This window comes from Crocinitomicaceae bacterium (assembly GCA_016708105.1).
Classification (GTDB): Bacteria; Bacteroidota; Bacteroidia; order Flavobacteriales_D; family Crocinitomicaceae; genus JADJGJ01.
This window is the reverse complement of record JADJGJ010000004.1, coordinates 32,795-52,244: the sequence shown is the minus strand read 5'-3', so window position 1 is coordinate 52,244 and position 19,450 is coordinate 32,795. Positions and strand designations below refer to the sequence as shown.

Genomic DNA, 19,450 nt, shown 5'->3' with positions numbered 1-19,450 from the left:
TTGCATCGTTCTCAACCTTTTCTAAAGTTTTTCGTATAGTTTTGTAGCGGTTGTTTTATTACACTCAACTTTCTAAATCAAAATGGATAAACGAATTGGTTTCATATTTTTTGTTTTCTGTGCGCTATGGAATGCATCTTTATTCGCGCAAGATGAAATTTCACCTGAAGCTGACACCATTGTTTTCTGGGAATATGCTGCAGGCCTTGAGCCTGATACAAAGGGTGAATTAGCACATACTTGGGGTTCTGAAACGGTACATTTTTTAGGTACTGTAAAATTTGTAACCCCTTCAGGAAAAGAGATTGATGTGCGCATTATCACTTCATACCGACGTATTACTCAAGCCAACGGGTTTAATGATCAAAGTGTTTTGGCTATAGTAAAAACTAGTCATGTTCCGGTAAAAATTTATGATCTGGTTTCAAGACAAAATCTACCGTTTGCTATTCGTGACAATGGATTAGTTTATAAAATTAACGGAGAAGAAAAGGTAATTCCTTTGCCCTCTAAATTAGGTGAACGATTGTGTATTGAAGGCTTGAATTGTTTTGCAGAGGCAGTGCTTGGTGAAATTTGAGCAAGAGAATTTTTACTCAAAACAAATGATTATTCTACTGCAAACTACTTTGTCCTTTCTTTTTAAAACCGAATTTCCAACCAATTGAAGTAGTGAAGTAAGAATGGTTTGGTCCATTTTCGTCTGTAGTTAAGTAGGATGGAATTCCCAATGTATAGTACAAATTAAACATGAATCCATCAACTGAATAAGCAGCGCCTAATTTCAGTCCGTAATCAACTACGCGCAAGTTTTCTTTGGAGCTTGATTCTGAAAAACTACTTGATTCTGCAGGTGGAAAGAGAAATGAAAGAAATCCTGTGGGATCAAGAGAATCAATATTGAATGTCTGTAAAAAAGGAATATGAGTATCTTTTATTTCTTTTGTCCAGGCGTGCGTCATAAAATGGAAATACGGCCCGGCAAAAATTGACACACCATAATAATTGAATGAAGCAAGCACCGGAACTTCAATCCCGAATTGAGAAATGGTGGTGCGTGTATTTGCATAAACAGAGAAGTCAACGCCGGATAAACCTAAATCTTCAGGATCAAATCCAAACACCTCAAATTGACTGGTGTCTTTAGTGCTGTTGTATTGTTTGTGTTGTGAAAAATAAATGCCGCTTCTTAATGAAAAATAATCATTGAATTTGTATTCTGCCATGCCACCTGTAAACCAGCCGGGCTGATAGTGTTTTCCCAAGCCGTCTTCATACAACATGATGGCGTTAAATCCAAGTTCAGGTCCGGTGTAGAATTGTGCGCAAGAGATCAGACTGGTGAAAGCGGCGAACAAGGTGGTAACAACTTTTCTCATGAAGAATAGGTAAAAATGATAATGCAAAGATAAGCAGAGAATTTATCTCAGAATATAGACCCATCCTTTTGTGAGGGCACCATCTTTTTTTGATTCCAGCGTGTAGTAATAAACTCCTTCAGGTAATTCTAATCCATCATAGTTATTACCGTTCCAATAGACCGTGGTGTTGTCATAATTTTCAAAGAACATCAGCTCATCACCCCAACGACTAAAAATAGTAACATAGTTTGCCGTATCTGCAATACCATCTATAAAGAAGAAATCATTTACACCGTCATTATTTGGCGTGAAAGAATTAGTACCACAAATACCGCCATCTTCCACATCAACATATACAGTATCAAAAATGGTGCATGTGTCTTGTTCAATGCGAACAACAAATTTTTTATCAGAGTAAACATAGAGATGTTGAGCCTGCGCAGTGCTGTCAGGCGTTGCATTAAACCAGTAAAAACTATTGCCTCCCCAAGCAAATAAATCAACTACCTCACCGGGGCAAATTGTGAACGGGCCATTTACGCCATAATTTGAAGGTTGAATCAATGAGATGGGTTGAACAATTGAATTGTTATCAGTAATATCATCTCCGGAATAATTAATGGTCAAAATACTGTTGTCACTGATTAATACTTCACCCAAATAAATTTGTTCTGTTGTATAGGGATCAACATTGCCTGACCATGAGAAATTGATCACCTCTGTAATTCCATTCAATACAATGAAATTGCCTGAAGTAATGGGTGTGCTGCTGTTATTTTTAACTTCTACTTTTACTTCAATATAAGATTTTGGACAAGCGCCCTGAACGCCTGAATAAACTTGCAAATCCAAATCTGAGAGAGGTTCCATTTTTAATATATTTCCCATGTCACCGCAAGACAAAGCGGATGCATAATCAAATACACTGATTGAAGCCAACTCAGTTGAGTTGGGAGTGTCATGTACTACCCAAGTTAAGCCACCATCACCACTTGACAAAATGCTTCCGTTGGTTCCGCATACATAAACATGTTGATCATCCAGTGCACAAATTCCTTTCAGATTGTTACTAGTTGGCGGACTTTGCACAACCCAGCTCAAACCACCATCAGTTGTATGTAATACCAATCCATTATTACCGCAAATCCATCCGTTGAGGTTATCAGCCATTTCAATTCGGTTAGTTAATTCAGATGTTGGTAAAGTAATAAGATCCCAATTCAAACCTGAATCAGTAGTACGATAGAGAAAATTATTTCCTAACGCAAGCACGGTGGTAGCGTCAATGGTAACCACGTCAAACATTGTGCTGGCAAGCAAAGGTACATTCATTGATGTCCATGAAGCTCCGCCGGTAGTGGTATAATAGGCTGCAACATATCCGGTTGAATTATTTTTTCCAACTGCTACACCTCCCAGTGTGCCAATCATATCCATCTGGTAAAATGTAACCGGGGTGTAGGTGAATTGAGTGGTCCAACTTAAACCGCCAGTTACGGTATTTAAAATAATACCACCTTCACCAACAGCCCATCCTTTATTAGCATCATAAAAATGACAATCATACAAATTCTGGGTTACTCCACTTGTTTGTTCATTCCAAGTTACACCTCCATCAATTGATTTTAAAATTTTACCATTGTATCCAACAGCATATGCCGTGGTTGCCGTTACATATTCGATATCGGTAAGATATAGTGATGTGCCTGAATTTTGCGCCGTCCAAATCGGTCCGGCAAAAACACTTGCCGGAATTAAGGCCAAAAAAACAAAAAAGAAATTGCAGTATTTCATACGTTCTGTTTTTATCTCTTGCTGATATTTAGTTCAGATTTTTTGGATAAAAATCTTTGAAGACAACAGAGATGAATCAAATATACTCACATAACGATGAGAACAAATCAATGGTTGACAATTCTTAGAATTTAATTTCAGCCAACATGAGTTCTGAACCCCTATCGTCGTTGTCAGCCACCATGCATATTTCAATGGATTTACCTTTTATCTTGCGAATGCACACAGACTCAACTTTTGAAATTTTGTTTGATTCTTTAAAGGGAATTTCAATAAATTCAATGGTAGCAGAAGGATCTGCTGCTGAAAAATCAATAATACCAATATAGCTACCAAGCACATCACCATCAGCAATCCAGTCGGTTGTATTTTCAGCTGATGCGGTAAAAATTGCGGCTTTGGTTTCAGGCATCAAACATGCCCCTGAAAAGCCACAATGAATACCACGTACTGATGGCAACTGAAATGCAAGCACTGAAACTTCAGGCAAGTCACCTGACGAAAGAAATTTTTCAAATTGATTCAACTTAACAACATACACTTTATTACTTGCCCTGTTGAAAAGATGCAGTTCATCAGCCGTGCAGAAAGCGGCTTCTATATTGAGTTCATCACCCGTTAGGGCAACAAGTTTTTCATAAAATAAAACCAGTGAAATGGTGTCTGAATTATTTGGATCATCTAAGTCAACGCGTTTCAAAATATCTCTGACCGGACTCTTAGAACCAGATCCAAAAATATAAAGATCAAATGGCGGTGTATGATGTACCGGTGTCATGGCTTCAAAATCTGGCTTAATCTTTTTGGGCAGCGTATCATTTACAGCAGCACTGTCAGCATAAATTGCAATCTTTTTCTGAATGATAAATTCATCATTGAGTTGGAATAAAAATGGAGAATTGTCACCTGTGATATAATAAAAACCACCAACGTGCTCAATGCCTGAGGCGCCCGGAATTTCAGGCAGAGAAATGATTTTTTGGATAACAATATTCAAATGATCTTTTGCAAATGATGATTGACTTAAAAACAGAAACAAGAAAATCGTGAAGCAAAAATTAAACAGCATCAATTTCTTGATCATGCATCAAATATAACGAGGATTTGAAAGTATCAGTATGATATCCGGATTTGAGGTGGATTATTTCTTTTTCTTTGACATCGATATCCAATACGGCAGAATTTTTTCCTGAAGTTTTTATAAATACTTTATATGTGCCCGGAATTAATTCAACAAAAGTTGATTTACCATTTGAAATGGCAGATTTTTTTTCACCATTGATCATGACCATAAAGGGATAAACTGCAGCGCTCAGATTTTTTTCTCGTTTCACCAAAATACCCGATTTTAGTGTCAAGTTGGGCAAATAATCCCGTTCACCGGATGTAGTTAAATTCACTATAACCACTACAATGAGCATGGGCAACATTAAAACTAAAACGGTAAGTAGCGCTACAAGTTTTAAGGGGAATTTATTATCAGATCCCGTAAGTAAATCAATAAAAAACAGGGCCGGTTGCACCTGCATAAAGGTGGTGACCAGCCCTGTAACTAACGCGAGTAATGCGTATGTAATAGAGATTTTTTTCAGCATGCTTTTACTGCAGCAATGCACTTGTCATAATCAGGTTCGTTGGCAATATCCTGAACCTGTTCTGCATATTGAATTGTGCCGTTAGCGTCAACCACAATCACCACGCGGGAATTCAAATCACACAATTTTCCGCTGGTAATTCTCAAACCGTAATCAATTCCAAATTGTCCGGTGGCAAAATCAGAAAGATTAATCACATTTTCAAGACCCTCAGCGCCGCAAAAACGCTTCATTGCAAACGGAAGATCTCGTGAAATACAAAGCACTTTTGTATTTGGTAATTCTGAAGCAATTTTATTGAACTGTCTCACAGACATGGCGCAGGTGCCGGTGTCAATACTTGGAAAAATATTAAGCACTAATTTGTTGCCGGTAAATTCATCCAGTGTGGCTTTGCTTAAATCTGTTTTTACCAATGAAAAATTTTTAGCTTTTGAACCTGTTGCCGGAATGTTTCCGCTCGTTGTTACAGGCTCTCCCTTTAATGATATTGTTGCCATAAGTGTTTTAAATATGGCGTAAATATACAGGTTTTATGAGACAGATCAGCGTTAGTCATGATGTTACATGGTTACAGGTTGCGCCCTTTGTCTGCGCGGAGTTTTTGATTTGCCTCCCTGTCAAAAGCGGATCATCCAATTAACAGGATGAAATCCTTTGTGTTAAAAAACAAATTGAATATCAGAATGAAAGAAAGTTTTATTACATTCGGCACTTCTCTCAAAAACTTGTTCCTGTGGTTAGAAAAAATATCCTCACAGAAATAGCAGCGCTCGAACGTCCGCTCAGTGCGTACGACCTGTATAAAATGCTCTCACGTGATGCCTATGTTTTGGTTTATATGGGTGTGTTTGATGATGTGCTGACTTCTATCCTCATGGATCTCAATGACGCAGGTAAATTTGAAATGAAATCTAACCGCAAGAAAATTTCTTTTTTAATTGCTGAATGTTTTCAAAATATCGTTCGACATGCTAATCAAGAATCTAAAGACGCTGTTGGATACGACATTCCTGAAATGTTTTTACTGCGCAATCACAACCATGTTCACCATTTAGTTACTACCAATATTGTGCGTAATGCTGACCGTGACCGCTTAGCAAAGAATATTGATCACTTGAAATCATTGTCAAAAGATGAATTAAAAGAATTATACCTGCAAGTTTTTACCGGCACTGGTCATTCTGAAAAAGGCGGCGCAGGTTTAGGACTTATTGAAATGGCGCGCAAATCAGGTACCGCCCCAACGTATTTGTTTGATTCTTTAGGGGCTGATTTATCAAACTTCTTTTTTCAAGTAAATGCACTACCATCTAACTTTGCGGGTCCGGTTACTGAAAAAGAAACCAGCATTGCACCTGCTCAGAAAATTTATGAAATTCTCTCTCGTCAAAAAATAGTGCTTTTGCAAAAAGGTGATTTCACGAAAGAATCTATTTTACCACTCATTCAGTTATTTGAAAACAATCTGCATTTAAAAGCTGAAGATGCAGTGGTAATGAAAAAGGTGATCACCCTATTGATGGAAATGCTTGAAAACATCAATGAACACGCAAAAGAGATGAACGGTTCAAGAGAAGGAGTTTTCTATGTGGCTGAAAAAACTCCGGGCAAATATGAAATCAATACAGGTAATTTTATTCCGGTTAGTCAGAGTATCATTTTAAAAGAGCGCCTTGAATCTATTGCCAAACTGACTGAAGGAAAAGGAAGACGCAATTATGAAAAGCAATTGCAAAAATTATCTGACGGAGAAAAATTCAAACCGGGTCAAGGGCTCATTGAAATTTGTAAAAACAGCACCGGCAAATTGGCATTTGATTTCAGACCAATTGGTCACTCTCTTTCTTATTTCTCACTGAAGGTTCAGATGTAATTCCGATTTTTACTGGCTAATTACAGCTGGTTTTGAGATTACTCTTCTGCAATACGTCTGTCTAAAATTTCTCTGATCTCAGCTTGCGCTTTTGTGAAGCGTTGATTGGTTAGCAGATTAAACAAGTCTTCACTCCAATAATAAACTGATTCAACATCAAATGTTTGCTGGCCACCATTTCCGGTATTGTCATAACCTCCGTAGATGATTGCATTGTTTTCAAAATAGAGATAATCACCTCCGCCTGAATCATTCGGCACTTCTTGTCTGAATTGTAAATCTTCGTAATCAAACAATTTGAATCCTTCAGTTTCTTTAAAAGCTTCACCCAAACATACGGTTAATTTTTTTCTGACTGCACGCCGTTTGTCAAGATTGAGATTGGGAATGCGCGGCCCGGTGTAAAACGCTTGATCAGGGCGCGCTTCAGGAATGTCCCATGCTTCATAGTTTTTATACGACGCGTAAAACAGTGCAATTTTTCTTGTCACTGCATTCATTTTTTCCACCGGAATTTTTTGAAGCAATTCAGTCAGAATTTTTGTCTCTTCATTTTTATCAGATGAAAATCCAAACCATTCAGTGATAAAATCCCCAAGTTGAACTTCAGTTACATTCACCCAGTTTGTTCGGCGTATGGTGTAATTGTCAAGCAATTCAACACTACAAGGGCGACCGAGAAATTTAGTATGCCAGGTTTGGAGGATCATTTTATTTGAGCGTGTGAAGGTAAAAATACAGAAACCCATCAAACCAGAATGAAATAAGGTTCCAAAATTCCTCTAAAATTCCCCTATCTTTGCGCAATTATTCCATTAATTACATGAGCAAGCAAAAATACACAGTTACGGCGGCATTGCCTTATGCCAATGGTCCTCTTCACTTGGGTCATATTGCGGGGGTTTATTTACCTGCAGATATTTTTGTGCGGTTCATGCGCATGAAAAAGGAAGATATTGTTTTTGTTTGCGGAAGTGATGAGCATGGCGCAGCAATTACCCTGCGTGCCAAAAAAGAAAACAGCACACCAAAAGAAATCGTGGATAAATATCACGCCATAAACAAAAAGGCTTTTGAAGATTTTCAAATTTCTTTTGATATCTACTCACGCACGTCAAATCAAATTCATCACGAAACAGCGCAAGACTATTTTAAAAAATTAAACGCGAATGGTAGTTTTGTTGAGAAGACCACTGAACAATATTATGACACGGAGTTCAACCAATTTTTAGCTGACCGGTATATTATTGGAACTTGTCCAAAATGTGCAAATGAAAATGCTTATGGTGATCAGTGTGAAAAATGTGGTACCGCGCTGAGTCCTACAGATCTTATTAATCCGGTGTCAACCCTCAGTGGAAAAAGACCGGAGTTAAAGGAGACATCACATTGGTTTTTACCAATGGAACGGCATCAGGACTGGCTTAGATATTATTTGAGAGATGGGAAATTGAATGGACAGCGACATCATTTTCCAAATGAATGGAGGAAACAAGTAATTGGACAATGTATGAGTTGGATTGACGGTGGTTTGCACCCACGCGCCATGACCCGTGATTTGGATTGGGGCGTAAAAGTTCCTCTGCCAAATGCTGAAGGCAAAGTGCTATACGTATGGTTAGACGCACCTATTGGTTACATTTCAGCCACAAAAGAATGGGCAAAAGAGCAAAATAAAAAATGGGAAGATTATTGGACAGGCAATACCAAGCTCATTCATTTTATTGGCAAAGACAATATTGTTTTTCACGCTATCATTTTTCCAATTCTTTTAAAAGAGCACGGTGATTTTATTTTGCCTGACAACGTACCGGCTTACGAATTTCTGAATTTAGAAGGAGATAAATTTTCAACATCAAGAAACTGGGCAGTGTGGCTGCATGAATTTCTTGCTGAAAATCCTGACAAAACTGATGAGCTGAAATATACACTCACATGCATAGCTCCAGAAAGTAAAGACAGCGAGTTTACTTGGAAAGAATATCAGGCCAGAGTAAATAATGAATTAGCAGACATACTTGGAAACTTTGTGAATCGTGCTTTGGTGCTCACCAATAAATATTTTCAGGGTGTAGTTCCTGAGCGCGGAGAGTTGCATGATATAGATAAAGAAGTAATAAAAGACTTATCTGCTTTTCCGGATAAGTTAAATGATTTGATTACGCGTTATCGTTTGCGTGATGCGCAGGCTGAAGCAATGAATCTAGCACGATTGGGTAATAAATATCTGGCTGATACGGAACCGTGGAAATTAGCAAAAACAGATTTATCACGTGTAAAAACTATTCTGAATATTGCACTTCAAATTACGGCAAATTTAACCTTGGCTTTTGCTCCGTTCTTACCAAAAAAATCTGAACGCATAGCACACTTTCTGAATATTGGCGAACTAGATTGGTCAGTTGCAGGAAGCGCTGAACTATTGGCGAATGGGCATGTATTGAATCTGCCGGAAATTTTAGTAGAAAAAGTAGAAGATGTTTTTGTTGAGGCACAGGTGGCTAAGTTGAATGCGTCAAAAGAAAATAATACCAAATCAGATTTTGCTCAACAGAAAACGGATATCTCATTTGATGATTTTATGAAAATGGATATTCGTGTGGGTAAGATAATTGCAGCAGAGCGAGTACCAAAAGCAGATAAACTTTTAAAACTCACCGTTGATACTGGACTTGATCAGCGCACAGTTGTTTCAGGCATTGCTGAACATTATGCCCCTGAAGATGTTATTGGAAAACGAGTAAGTCTGTTATTGAATCTTGCGCCGCGTAAAATTCGCGGAGTTGAATCACAGGGCATGATTTTAATGGCAGAAAATAAAGAAGGAAAATTAAGTTTCTTATCTCCGGAAGATGGATTTGATGCGGGGTGTGAGGTGAGATAAAATATCCTCCCTCTCGTTCCCCCTCCCTTTGGAGGGGTGTCAATGTTTCCCCCTTTGGAGGGGGATTAAGGGGGAGGAAAGAAAGCGAAAACAAAAAAAATACCATGTCATCAGAAAATAAAAATTACTGCATCAGCTTAACGGCATACAACCGAATAAAAACTGCAACGGCTCATGTTGGTGTATTGGGTATAGGAGGAGAAAATCCTATTCGCGTGCAATCTATGGCAACTACAGACACCATGAACACCACGGCAAGTGTTGCGCAAGCCATACGCATGATTGAAGCAGGTTGTGAATTGGTGCGTTTCACGGCGCCATCCATGAATGAGGCGGAAAATCTGAAAAATATTCGGGCTGAATTAAATTCAAAAGGATATGATACTCCTTTGGTTGCAGATATTCACTTCACGCCCAATGCGGCAGAAGAAGCTGCCTTGCACGTTGAAAAAATTCGTGTGAACCCGGGGAATTATGTTGACAAAAAGAAATTTGAAAACATTGAATACACAGATGAATCTTATGCTGAAGAATTAAAAAAAATCAGAGAGAAATTTACTCCACTCGTTTTGTTGTGTAAAGAAAAAAACAGAGCCATGCGCATTGGTACAAATCATGGTTCACTTTCTGATCGCATCATGAGTCGCTATGGTGATTCGCCGCTGGGTATGGTAGAATCTGCGCTTGAGTTTGTACAGATTTGTGAAGATAATGCATTTTACAACTTGGTTATTTCCATGAAATCAAGTAACCCGCAAGTTATGGTGCAAGCGTATCGTTTATTAGTTGCTCGTATGCTTGATCGTGGACGGGTTTATCCATTACATTTAGGCGTTACTGAAGCAGGTGAGGGAGAAGATGGTAGAATAAAATCAGCGGTAGGTATTGGAACTTTACTTGAAGACGGAATTGGTGACACCATTCGCGTGTCGCTGACTGAAGAACCTGAGTTTGAAATTCCGGTAGCGCGTGCTTTGGCAGATAGGTACGCAAAACGAGATGACCATGATGAAATTGCAGAAATCAATTTTGATTTGCCTTATAACCCTTTTGAATACGAACGAAGAAAAACAAATCCACAAATCAATATTGGAGGCAAACATGTGCCCATTGTAATAGCCTCACTGGCACATCAGACTGAGTTACGACCTGCTCAATTATTTCCTTTTGGGTATATCTACAATCAAGTGGATGATAAATGGACAATCAAAGATCAGGCGGTGGACTACATTTATACCGGCAGCATGATTCCTGAATTTGAATTGCCGGGCACGCTGGGAGTATTGTGTAATGCATCAGTTTGGGAACCGCGGAATCAAGTGTATCCGGTGTTCAATTGGGTTGATTATTTTTTATCGGATCTCAAATCTGATCAGCTGAATTTTGTGCGCGTGAGTGCGGCTGATTTGGGTGCGGTAAAAAAATTAAAATCATTACCTGAGTCTGAAAAAATTGTGCTCTTGCTGTATTCATCAAACAAACATTGGATGCCTGAAATGCGGAGATTTTTTGTTGAGATGATGCACCAGCAAGTTACTTTTCCTGTTGTGATGAACAGAGCGTATATTGGGTTGGACGATCAGCGATTCCAACTTTTTTCAGCTACTGATATGGGTGGTTTATTGTTAGACGGAATGGGCGATGGGGTATTCATTGAAACGGAAAGATGTTCAACGCCACAGTTAACAACATCCACGGCTTTTGGAATTTTACAAGCAACCCGCACGCGTATTTCAAAAACTGAATATATTTCATGTCCTTCATGCGGGCGTACCTTATTTGATTTGCAAGAGACAACCGCTAAGATCAGATCTAAAACAAGTCATTTGAAAGGCTTGAAAATTGGTGTCATGGGTTGTATTGTAAACGGACCCGGAGAGATGGCAGATGCTGATTATGGTTACGTTGGTGTGGGTAAGGGAAAAATTAACCTCTACAAACAAAAAACAGTAATCAAAAAAAGCATCAATGAAGACGACGCCGTCACTGAGCTCATCAACCTGATCAAAGAATATGGTGACTGGGTTGAACCGACCGTTTAAGTAATACATTCTTTTTGTATTAGCATTTCATCACACACATCTGCATTAAAAAACTATTTTTGTAATCATTGATTTTTCTTACTGATGAAAAAAACTTGCGTACTTCTTATTAATCTTGGAACACCGGATAGCCCAAAAACTTCAGATGTAAGAAAGTATTTGCGAGAGTTTTTAAATGATCCAAGAGTGATTGATATTAATCCGGTGGGTCGTTATATTTTAGTGAACGGAATCATTGCTCCTTTTCGTGCGCCAAAATCTGCAAAAGTGTATCAGCAATTATGGAACATGTGGGGAGGAAAATCTCCCTTGTTAACCTATGGTGAAAAATTGCGTGAGCTGGTACAGCAAAAATTAGCTGCGCAAAATGTTACGGTAGAATTTGCCATGCGTTATCAAAATCCATCATTAGATTCTGTGTTGGAACGCATACAAAAGGAGCAATATGATCGTATTGTAATTTTCCCGCTCTTTCCACATAACGCCAGCTCAACCAGTGGATCAGCGATTGAAAAGGCGGTGAACATTATTTCATCTTGGTGGGTGGTACCAGAGATAAAAATTATTGCAGAGTATTTTAATCATCCTTCTTACATCAATGCTTTTGTTGATAGAGCGAAACAGTATAACGTAAAAGATTACGATCATGTGCTTTTCAGTTATCATGGATTGCCTGAAAGGCATATAGAAAAAAGTCATCCGGGATTAACTTGTGCACAATGCAATTGCGATAAAGCGTTTAATGATGAACAGCCTTTGTGTTACCGCAACGAGTGTTATGAAACCTCTCGTTTGATTGCTGATAAATTGAACATAGCGAAAGATCATTTTACCATAGTGTTTCAATCTCGGCTGGGTAAAACACCGTGGTTAAAACCATATGCTGATCAAGAAGTGGAAAAACTGGCAAAATCAGGAGCAAAAAAATTGCTCGTATTTTCGCCCGCATTTATAGCTGATTGTCTTGAAACATCTATTGAAATAGGAGTAGAATATCAGCACTTGTTTACAGAAAATGGCGGAGAAAAAGTGCAATTAGTAGAAAGTCTCAACGATTCACCTTTATGGGTTGATACCGTGTGTGAGTTGGCAATGAAAGTGTAAATGAAATTCAACTAAAGTTTCAACTTATCCAGAACGTAACGCAGAGGAGGATTAAAATTCTGCTTTCTTTGGAGTTCGAGGAAATGGAATCACATCACGGATATTTGTCATACCTGTTACAAACATCACCATGCGTTCAAAACCTAAACCAAAACCTGCATGCGGCACGGTTCCAAATTTTCTGGTTTCCAAATACCACCAAATTTCATGTTCAGGAATATTGAATGCTTTGCATTTTTCAAGAAGTACATCATACCGTTCTTCTCTTTGTGATCCACCAATAATTTCGCCAATGCCGGGGAAAAGAATATCCATGGCAGCTACGGTTTTTCCATCTTCATTTTGCCGCATATAAAATGCCTTGAACGATGCAGGATATCCGGTGATAATCACTGGTTTTTTAAATTCCTTTTCAACCAGATACCGTTCATGTTCTGATTGTAAATCTGTTCCCCACTCAACGGGATATTTGAATTTTTTCTTTTTATACGGTGTAGAATTTTTCAGCACATCAATTGCCTCAGTATAAGTCAACCGTTGAAAATCATTGTTGATGACAAACTGAAGCCTATCCAATAAACCAAGCTCATTGCGTTCAGCTTGAGGTTTTGTCTGTTCTTCCTGCGCTTCACGATCATGAAGAAATTTGAGATCATCGGCATTATTTTCCATCACATAACGGCAGATGTACCTGAGAAAATCTTCAGCCAAATCCATGTTGTCATGAATATCATTAAACGCCACTTCAGGTTCAATCATCCAAAATTCAGCAAGGTGTCTGGCGGTATTAGAATTTTCAGCGCGAAACGTTGGACCAAACGTGTACACTTTACTCAGCGCAAGGGCGGCAAGTTCAGCTTCTAATTGCCCTGAGACGGTGAGATTGGTTTCTTTACCAAAAAAATCTTCTTCATAATTCACTTTACCCTCTTCTGTCAGCGGCGGATTTTTGGGATCAAGAATAGAAACCCGGAACATTTCACCTGCTCCCTCAGCATCAGAACCGGTGATGATTGGGGTATGAATATAATAGTAACCACGATCATTAAAATATTTGTGAATAGCAAACGCTACCGAATGTCTAACTCTGAAAACAGCTCCAAATAAATTTGTTCTAAATCGCAAGTGAGCTTGTTCACGCAAAAACTCAAGGCTGTGTTTTTTTGGTTGCATCACGGTTTTACTTATCTCTTCAGGATCAGCATCACCAAGGATTTCAATTTGTTCAACTGCAATTTCAACTTTTTGACCGGCACCTTGTGAGGCAATTAATTTACCATTGATACTCAGCGCAGCGCCTGTCGTTATGCGCTTTAACAGTGCCTCATCAAATTTTTCAAAATCAACCACTGCCTGAATGGTATGTATAGTTGAGCCGTCACTCAGTTGAATGAAGCGATTACTGCGGAATGCCTTTACCCATCCTTTTACCAGAATATCTTGACCTTGTGGCTCAGTCTTCAATGCTGAAACTATTTCAGTACGTTTCATCTTTTTAAATCTTTAATTTTTATTTTGGATACCTGTGTTGATCAATTTGCTAAATCATGAACATCAGCATGGCATTGTAAATTGCAGGGATTTATTCAAAACCTTATTTACGCGCGCAAAAGTACAATTTTTTTCGTGTAATCTATGACTGCTCAGTAAGCTTGCGTGTTGTTTTAGGAAGTATTCGTATTTTTGAGCGTGTCCACAAACCATAAGACCTCACGGCAGCAAATCATGTTCGCGCTTTTAGCGGCGGGAATATCGTTCTGTGTTCTTGCCTTTTTTTATCATGAGGTTTTGTTTCATCCTAACGATTATGTTTTTGCACCTAATGGTGACGGTATAAAAAATTATTACGCATACCTATTTCATGCGCGTTATGATGAATCATTCTGGCAATTTGGCGGCATGAACTATCCCTATTATGAGCACATGGTTTATACAGACGGGCATCCGCTTTTGTCATGGTTGATTCATATCACGGGTTTTTCTGATTATGGTATTGGAATTTTGAATCTTGCCATGCTTTTATCATTCCCTTTGTGTACATTTTTTTTATTGAGAATTTTTAGACATTACGGGGTTGAAACTATGTGGGCAATTGCGGCTTCAATCATTATTACATTTTTGTCTCCACAGGTTTATCGTATGACCGGGCATTTGTCTCTGGCATACGTTTTTGCTATTCCTGGCATGTGGTGGTTGCTGATTCAGGCTATAAAAAAACAAAGCTTTTTATGGTCATTTGGTATTGCTCTTTACCTGATGGTGTTCTTCTTTACACATCCTTATCTGGGAATGATATTGGCTTTTTTAAGCATATTTTATTGGCTGACCGCTACCGTGTTAAACAAAAAAAGCTGGAAGAAAAATTGTTTGCATGTGTTGGTTCAGGTTATTCTGCCTTTACTAATTTTTCAAGTGTTGGTTGCCATCACTGATACACATGAAAACCGCTTGGGTGAACCTGCCGGATTTTTTAATTATTACGCCAGTTGGAAATCTGTTTTTGTTCCGCATGATGGTCCATTGGCATTTCTTGCAAGAGATTTAAAGGTGAATATCGGAAATTGGGAATCATGGAATTATGTTGGATTTTTTTCTGTGATTTTTGGATGGATTATTCTCATCTATGTATTGCGTAAAAGAAAAGAGTTTGATTTGAAAAATTTGATTCGTAAAGAGATTGCGGTATTTATGATTGCAGCTTGGCTGATTTTACTTTTCGCATTTTGTTTTCCGTTGAAATATTCTTTTTTGAGAGACGTGGTTGACCTGTTTGGTCCCTTGAAACAATTCAGGGTGCTGGGTAGGTTTGCCTGGGTATTTTATTATGTATTTACAGTGTTTTTGGTGGTGAGTATGCATCAAATTTATCGGCGTGAAAAGAAAAAAATCGTGTATCCAATAGTTTTTTATGGAGGAATGTTGTTTGGCATTTTTGAATTTTATCCCGTGCATACAATGTTGTCAAACGTGGTGAGTCAATCTAAAAATGTGTTTCATCAAAATGAACTGACAGATGAAATGAATGACTTAATTGGGTTTGTTAAGCAAGAAAAATTTGATGCGATTTTGTTCTTACCTTTTCAACACATGTCCAGTGAAAATATCATGTTGCTGGGAACAGAACAAGGAAATTATGATGCCTTTTTACTGAGTTATCATACCGGCTTGCCCCTCATGAATGCGGTTACCTCGCGCATGTCAATGACAGAAGCAATAAAATTCAATAATTTTTTCTCGCCTGAATTTATTGGAAAAGAGTTGTGTTATGATTTACCAGAAGATGTCAAAATAGCCATAGTGAAAAATCAAGACGGTATTAAATACGATGAGAGACGATTAGTTCATTCATCAAAAAAAATATTTGAGAATGGACATTTTAAAGTTTTTGAATATAACAACGAGGCATGGAATACACGGTATTATTTTGATGAATTGACAGAAGCTGATCAGCTGGCAAATGTTGATGTTGGAATGAATTGGAGAGCAGACACAAATGCCGTGTGGTTCACCTACGAGTCGTTTGATGCAGAACAAGGAGAAAATTTTGCAGGCGGCGGTGCCATGCACAAAACAAAAGGCGGTTATGATGTAGTGTATGAATTGCCGGTAGCTAATTTGGACAGTGGAATGTATACCGTGAGTTTTTGGTATTATCTGGGAGTTGACCGACCTGATGTACTTGCCGTTGCTGAGCAAGATTCAATAGGAGATCGTAAAGGGCTCTGGTTTGATACCTTTGAGGTTTCACAATCAACTTTTATTGTAAATAATTGGTGTTTCGTTTCCATGGATTTTTACGTATCACCGGATATTGAAAAATTAAATTTGCTTATAACCGGAAATGGTAATGGAGAACCCTTTTACCTTGATGAGTTGCTGATCTATAAATCCGCTCAAGCTGATTTGTTTAGATATACCACATTAGACGGGGTTGATTACATTGTAATGAATAATTATTGGGTTCGGAGGGATATGTTTTCTCAGCCTCCTAAATAGCGGGCTTTTTAGGCACGAGCGAGACGCTCGCACAGGCAGGCCTGTGTTTTTTCCAAGCGACTCGCGTTTGCGGAGTTGGAAGGGCGTGCAAGATGTTAACGTCGGTAGGAGCTTCCGGTTTACATTTTCGTTTATTGTATGTGTGGATTTATGTCACCCCTTTGGGGTTAGTATCATTTCACCCCTTCGGGGTTAGTATCATTTCACCCCTTTGGGGTTAGTATCATTTCACCCCTTCGGGGTTAGTATCATTTCACCCCTTCGGGGTTAGTATTTCTTTATTGCTGTTCGGCTTACAATGTTAAATGTTGATTATAAACTACAGACTATTTTTTTCCGGGTTTTAGGGCAGCAGTTACAAGGTCGTATAAAAAGGACTGTACCATTTTATCCTTTTTTACTTTTTTGGTGTCAGTGAGTGAAGGCAAATGTTCTGAAAAAAACCGTTGGTAATGTGCCATTTCAATGATGGTGGTTGCCAGTGATCGGGGATAGTTGTATTTTTTATTACAGGCTTGAATCATTTCAGCTAATTGTGCCACAACATCTTTATAAGGTTTAAAAAACTGAAGTTCGTTGTCTTCATCAACGTGGTGCGTGAGGTAGGCCTTGCTGCCCTCTGCGATTACAACTTGGTGCAAAGTGCTTTCGTTGACGTGCGTTGTTGTTTTGTCGTCTTGCACTTCTGTTGAAAGTAAATCAATCACCTTTTTGAGCCGAACAAAGGGGTCGCTGAGGTTGTTAGTGCTAAAGCGTATTTGAATATACAACCAATTCCAGTACCAAGAAATTAAATAGAGCAAGAGCCGGTGCTTGTTTTCAAAATATCGGTAAATGCCGGCTTCTGTTGTGCTGATTTGGTTGGCCAGTTTTTTAAAGGTGAACGCTTCAAATCCTTGTTGGTGAATCATTTCTATACTGTGGGATATGATTTTTCTACCAAGATCTGAATCTTCGGGGTTCTTGATGTAAAGGTCTGAGTTGAGCTCAAAATGAATGCGCATAAATAAAAGTGATAATGAAAGCACAAATATATAAATAAATATTAACACAATCAATAAAGATAGTAAAACTATCATTTCTATCTTTGTATAAAATGGCAACCGATAAATTGTATGAATGCAGATAAAGAGATTAAACCTTCAGCCGCACAAAGATTCTGGCTATTACTCAAGCCTGATAAAGGAGAGATTACTAATCTGTACATCTATGCCATCTTCAATGGTCTGATCTATTTGGCTTTGCCTTTAGGTATTCAGTCAATCATCAATTTTATTCAAGGTGGACAAATCAGCAGCGCGTGGGTACTTATGGTTACTATTGTTTTGGTGGCTATTATTATCTCAGGCATCATTACGATATTTCAGATGCGCATCACTGAAAATCTTCAGCAGAAAGTATTTTCACGTTCAGCGTTTGAATTTGCCTTCAGGCTTCCCCGTATTTCTGAAGCTATTAAAAGCAAATTGTATCTGCCTGAATTGTCTAATCGTTTTTTTGAAACTATTGCTATTCAAAAGGGATTACCCAAACTCTTAATCAGTTTCACCTCTTCTATTGTACAAATTGTGTTTGGTTTAGCTGTACTCGCATTTTACCATCCGTTTTTTATTTTGTTTATTGTATTCAGTTTTTTTGTGGTTTATATTTTATTCAGATTTACGGTCAAACCCGGACTGAAAACCAGTCTTGAAGAATCATCTCATAAATACAAACTAATCTTTTGGCTGCAAGAAATTGCCCGATCTGCCAATTCATTTAAGTCTGCCGGATTCTCTGATCTCCCCATGACAAAAACAAATAAACATGTGGCTGATTATCTTGATGCTCGTGAAAGACATTATCAAATTCTTGTTAGGCAATACAGACAGCTCATTCTTTTCAAAGTGCTTATTGCAGCGGGTTTATTGGCTGTAGGTGGATTTTTAGTAATTCAACAGCAAATGAATATTGGACAGTTTGTGGCCGCTGAAATTATCATTTTACTCATGATGTCATCAGTAGAAAAATTAATTCTAAACATGAGTTCAATCTATGATGTGCTTACGGCGCTTGAAAAAATTGGTCATGTTACTGACCTTGAGTTGGAAGGTGAACGAGGTTCATTAGACATGAATTTGTGCACCGACAGTGGGATTGAAATTCATTTTGAAAATTTTGAATTATTGAAGCTGGATAGTACGGCTAATCCGTTACATATTTCAGCGTTGCATATTAGGCCCGGACAAAAGCTTCTCATTGGCGGTGAAGATGAAGATAATAGAGAATTATTATTCAAAATTCTGGCCGGCAATTCTGATCATTATCAAGGATTGCTGACTTATTGTGGCTTGGCATTGAAAACCATTTCTTTTGAAAAGTTAAAAATGCATGTAGGGGTTTATGATGAACATGAGACCTTGTTTGACGGAACTGTGCTTGAAAACATTGCATTGGGCAGAGAAAATATTGGATTAAAAGAGGTGATTAACGCCGCGCGCGCTGTGCGGTTAGATGGTATCATTCAATCACGAAATGATGGTTACAACACAAAAATTACCGCTAATTGCAATGAGTTTTCATTGTCTACACGCAAAAAAATTCTCCTCGCTCGGGCTATTGTTCATCGCCCAAATCTGCTTGCAGTTGATTTTAATAGATTACCGGAAGATCCGGAATTGAGGAAAAAATTGGCTGACATGCTTAATCACCTGAAAGATTGCACGCTCATTGCCATTGCGTCTGATGCAAATCTCATCACCGGAAAAAAAGTGATGGTGGATACACAAAACGGAAAGACGGAAGAAAAAATTTAATTG

At 38.3% G+C, this 19,450-nt stretch carries 15 protein-coding genes; 7 read left to right on the top strand and 8 right to left on the bottom strand.

What is annotated here, in order from left to right; all coding sequences use genetic code 11:
* Window positions 1-82 precede the first annotated feature (82 nt).
* Window positions 83-580, top strand: coding sequence for a hypothetical protein (locus IPH66_16160; GenBank protein MBK7130877.1), 498 nt, complete (start codon window positions 83-85; stop codon window positions 578-580).
* Window positions 581-614: 34 nt separating this feature from the next.
* Here the strand turns inward: IPH66_16160 and IPH66_16155 are convergent, their stop codons facing one another.
* The 5 genes from IPH66_16155 to tpx all read right to left on the bottom strand — a co-directional run bounded on the left by IPH66_16155 (window position 615) and on the right by tpx (window position 5,250).
* Entirely contained in the window at window positions 615-1,379 is a 765-nt protein-coding gene (locus tag IPH66_16155) for an outer membrane beta-barrel protein (protein MBK7130876.1), read from the bottom strand.
* A 42-nt stretch (window positions 1,380-1,421) separates the two neighbouring features.
* Complete coding sequence (locus IPH66_16150) at window positions 1,422-3,155, bottom strand: gliding motility-associated C-terminal domain-containing protein (protein ID MBK7130875.1); 1,734 nt, start codon at window positions 3,153-3,155, stop codon at window positions 1,422-1,424.
* Window positions 3,156-3,279: 124 nt separating this feature from the next.
* Window positions 3,280-4,239 carry a hypothetical protein gene (locus IPH66_16145; GenBank protein MBK7130874.1) on the bottom strand — a complete coding sequence of 320 codons (960 nt, stop codon included), beginning with the start codon at window positions 4,237-4,239 and terminating at the stop codon, window positions 3,280-3,282.
* Window positions 4,214-4,750: a hypothetical protein gene (locus IPH66_16140; protein ID MBK7130873.1), complete on the bottom strand. Its 537-nt coding sequence runs from the start codon at window positions 4,748-4,750 to the stop codon at window positions 4,214-4,216. Before IPH66_16140 ends, IPH66_16145 begins: the two co-directional genes overlap by 26 nt.
* Window positions 4,744-5,250, bottom strand: coding sequence for a thiol peroxidase (gene tpx, locus IPH66_16135; protein ID MBK7130872.1), 507 nt, complete (start codon window positions 5,248-5,250; stop codon window positions 4,744-4,746). The genes IPH66_16140 and tpx overlap by 7 nt, the downstream gene beginning before the upstream one ends.
* Before the next feature lie 236 nt (window positions 5,251-5,486).
* Here tpx and IPH66_16130 point away from each other — a divergent pair, with 236 nt between their 5' ends.
* On the top strand, window positions 5,487-6,626 hold the full coding sequence (locus IPH66_16130; protein ID MBK7130871.1) for a hypothetical protein: 1,140 nt from the start codon (window positions 5,487-5,489) through the stop codon (window positions 6,624-6,626).
* A 38-nt stretch (window positions 6,627-6,664) separates the two neighbouring features.
* On the opposite strand, the gene IPH66_16125 is transcribed toward IPH66_16130, so the two are convergent.
* Entirely contained in the window at window positions 6,665-7,336 is a 672-nt protein-coding gene (locus IPH66_16125) for a hypothetical protein (protein ID MBK7130870.1), read from the bottom strand.
* Window positions 7,337-7,449: 113 nt separating this feature from the next.
* Between IPH66_16125 and metG the strand changes: the two genes are divergently transcribed.
* From metG to hemH, 3 genes are all read left to right on the top strand, one after another.
* Entirely contained in the window at window positions 7,450-9,510 is a 2,061-nt protein-coding gene (gene metG / locus IPH66_16120; protein ID MBK7130869.1) for a methionine--tRNA ligase, read from the top strand.
* Between the two features lie 104 nt (window positions 9,511-9,614).
* Window positions 9,615-11,552 carry a (E)-4-hydroxy-3-methylbut-2-enyl-diphosphate synthase gene (ispG, locus tag IPH66_16115; protein MBK7130868.1) on the top strand — a complete coding sequence of 646 codons (1,938 nt, stop codon included), beginning with the start codon at window positions 9,615-9,617 and terminating at the stop codon, window positions 11,550-11,552.
* Between the two features lie 84 nt (window positions 11,553-11,636).
* The gene (gene hemH, locus IPH66_16110) at window positions 11,637-12,656 is read left to right on the top strand and encodes a ferrochelatase (protein MBK7130867.1); all 1,020 of its coding nucleotides are present in this window, start codon (window positions 11,637-11,639) and stop codon (window positions 12,654-12,656) included.
* Between the two features lie 51 nt (window positions 12,657-12,707).
* Here hemH and asnS read toward each other — a convergent pair whose 3' ends face one another.
* Entirely contained in the window at window positions 12,708-14,147 is a 1,440-nt protein-coding gene (gene asnS, locus IPH66_16105; GenBank protein MBK7130866.1) for an asparagine--tRNA ligase, read from the bottom strand.
* A gap of 234 nt (window positions 14,148-14,381) precedes the next feature.
* Between asnS and IPH66_16100 the strand changes: the two genes are divergently transcribed.
* Window positions 14,382-16,652, top strand: coding sequence for a hypothetical protein (locus tag IPH66_16100; protein MBK7130865.1), 2,271 nt, complete (start codon window positions 14,382-14,384; stop codon window positions 16,650-16,652).
* A 326-nt stretch (window positions 16,653-16,978) separates the two neighbouring features.
* Here the strand turns inward: IPH66_16100 and IPH66_16095 are convergent, their stop codons facing one another.
* The gene (locus IPH66_16095) at window positions 16,979-17,656 is read right to left on the bottom strand and encodes a TetR/AcrR family transcriptional regulator (protein MBK7130864.1); all 678 of its coding nucleotides are present in this window, start codon (window positions 17,654-17,656) and stop codon (window positions 16,979-16,981) included.
* Between the two features lie 111 nt (window positions 17,657-17,767).
* On the opposite strand from IPH66_16095, the gene IPH66_16090 reads away from it, so the two are divergent.
* A complete protein-coding gene (locus IPH66_16090) occupies window positions 17,768-19,447 on the top strand; it encodes an ATP-binding cassette domain-containing protein (GenBank protein ID MBK7130863.1) in 1,680 nt (559 codons plus the stop codon).
* The last annotated feature ends 3 nt before the right edge of the window (window positions 19,448-19,450 follow it).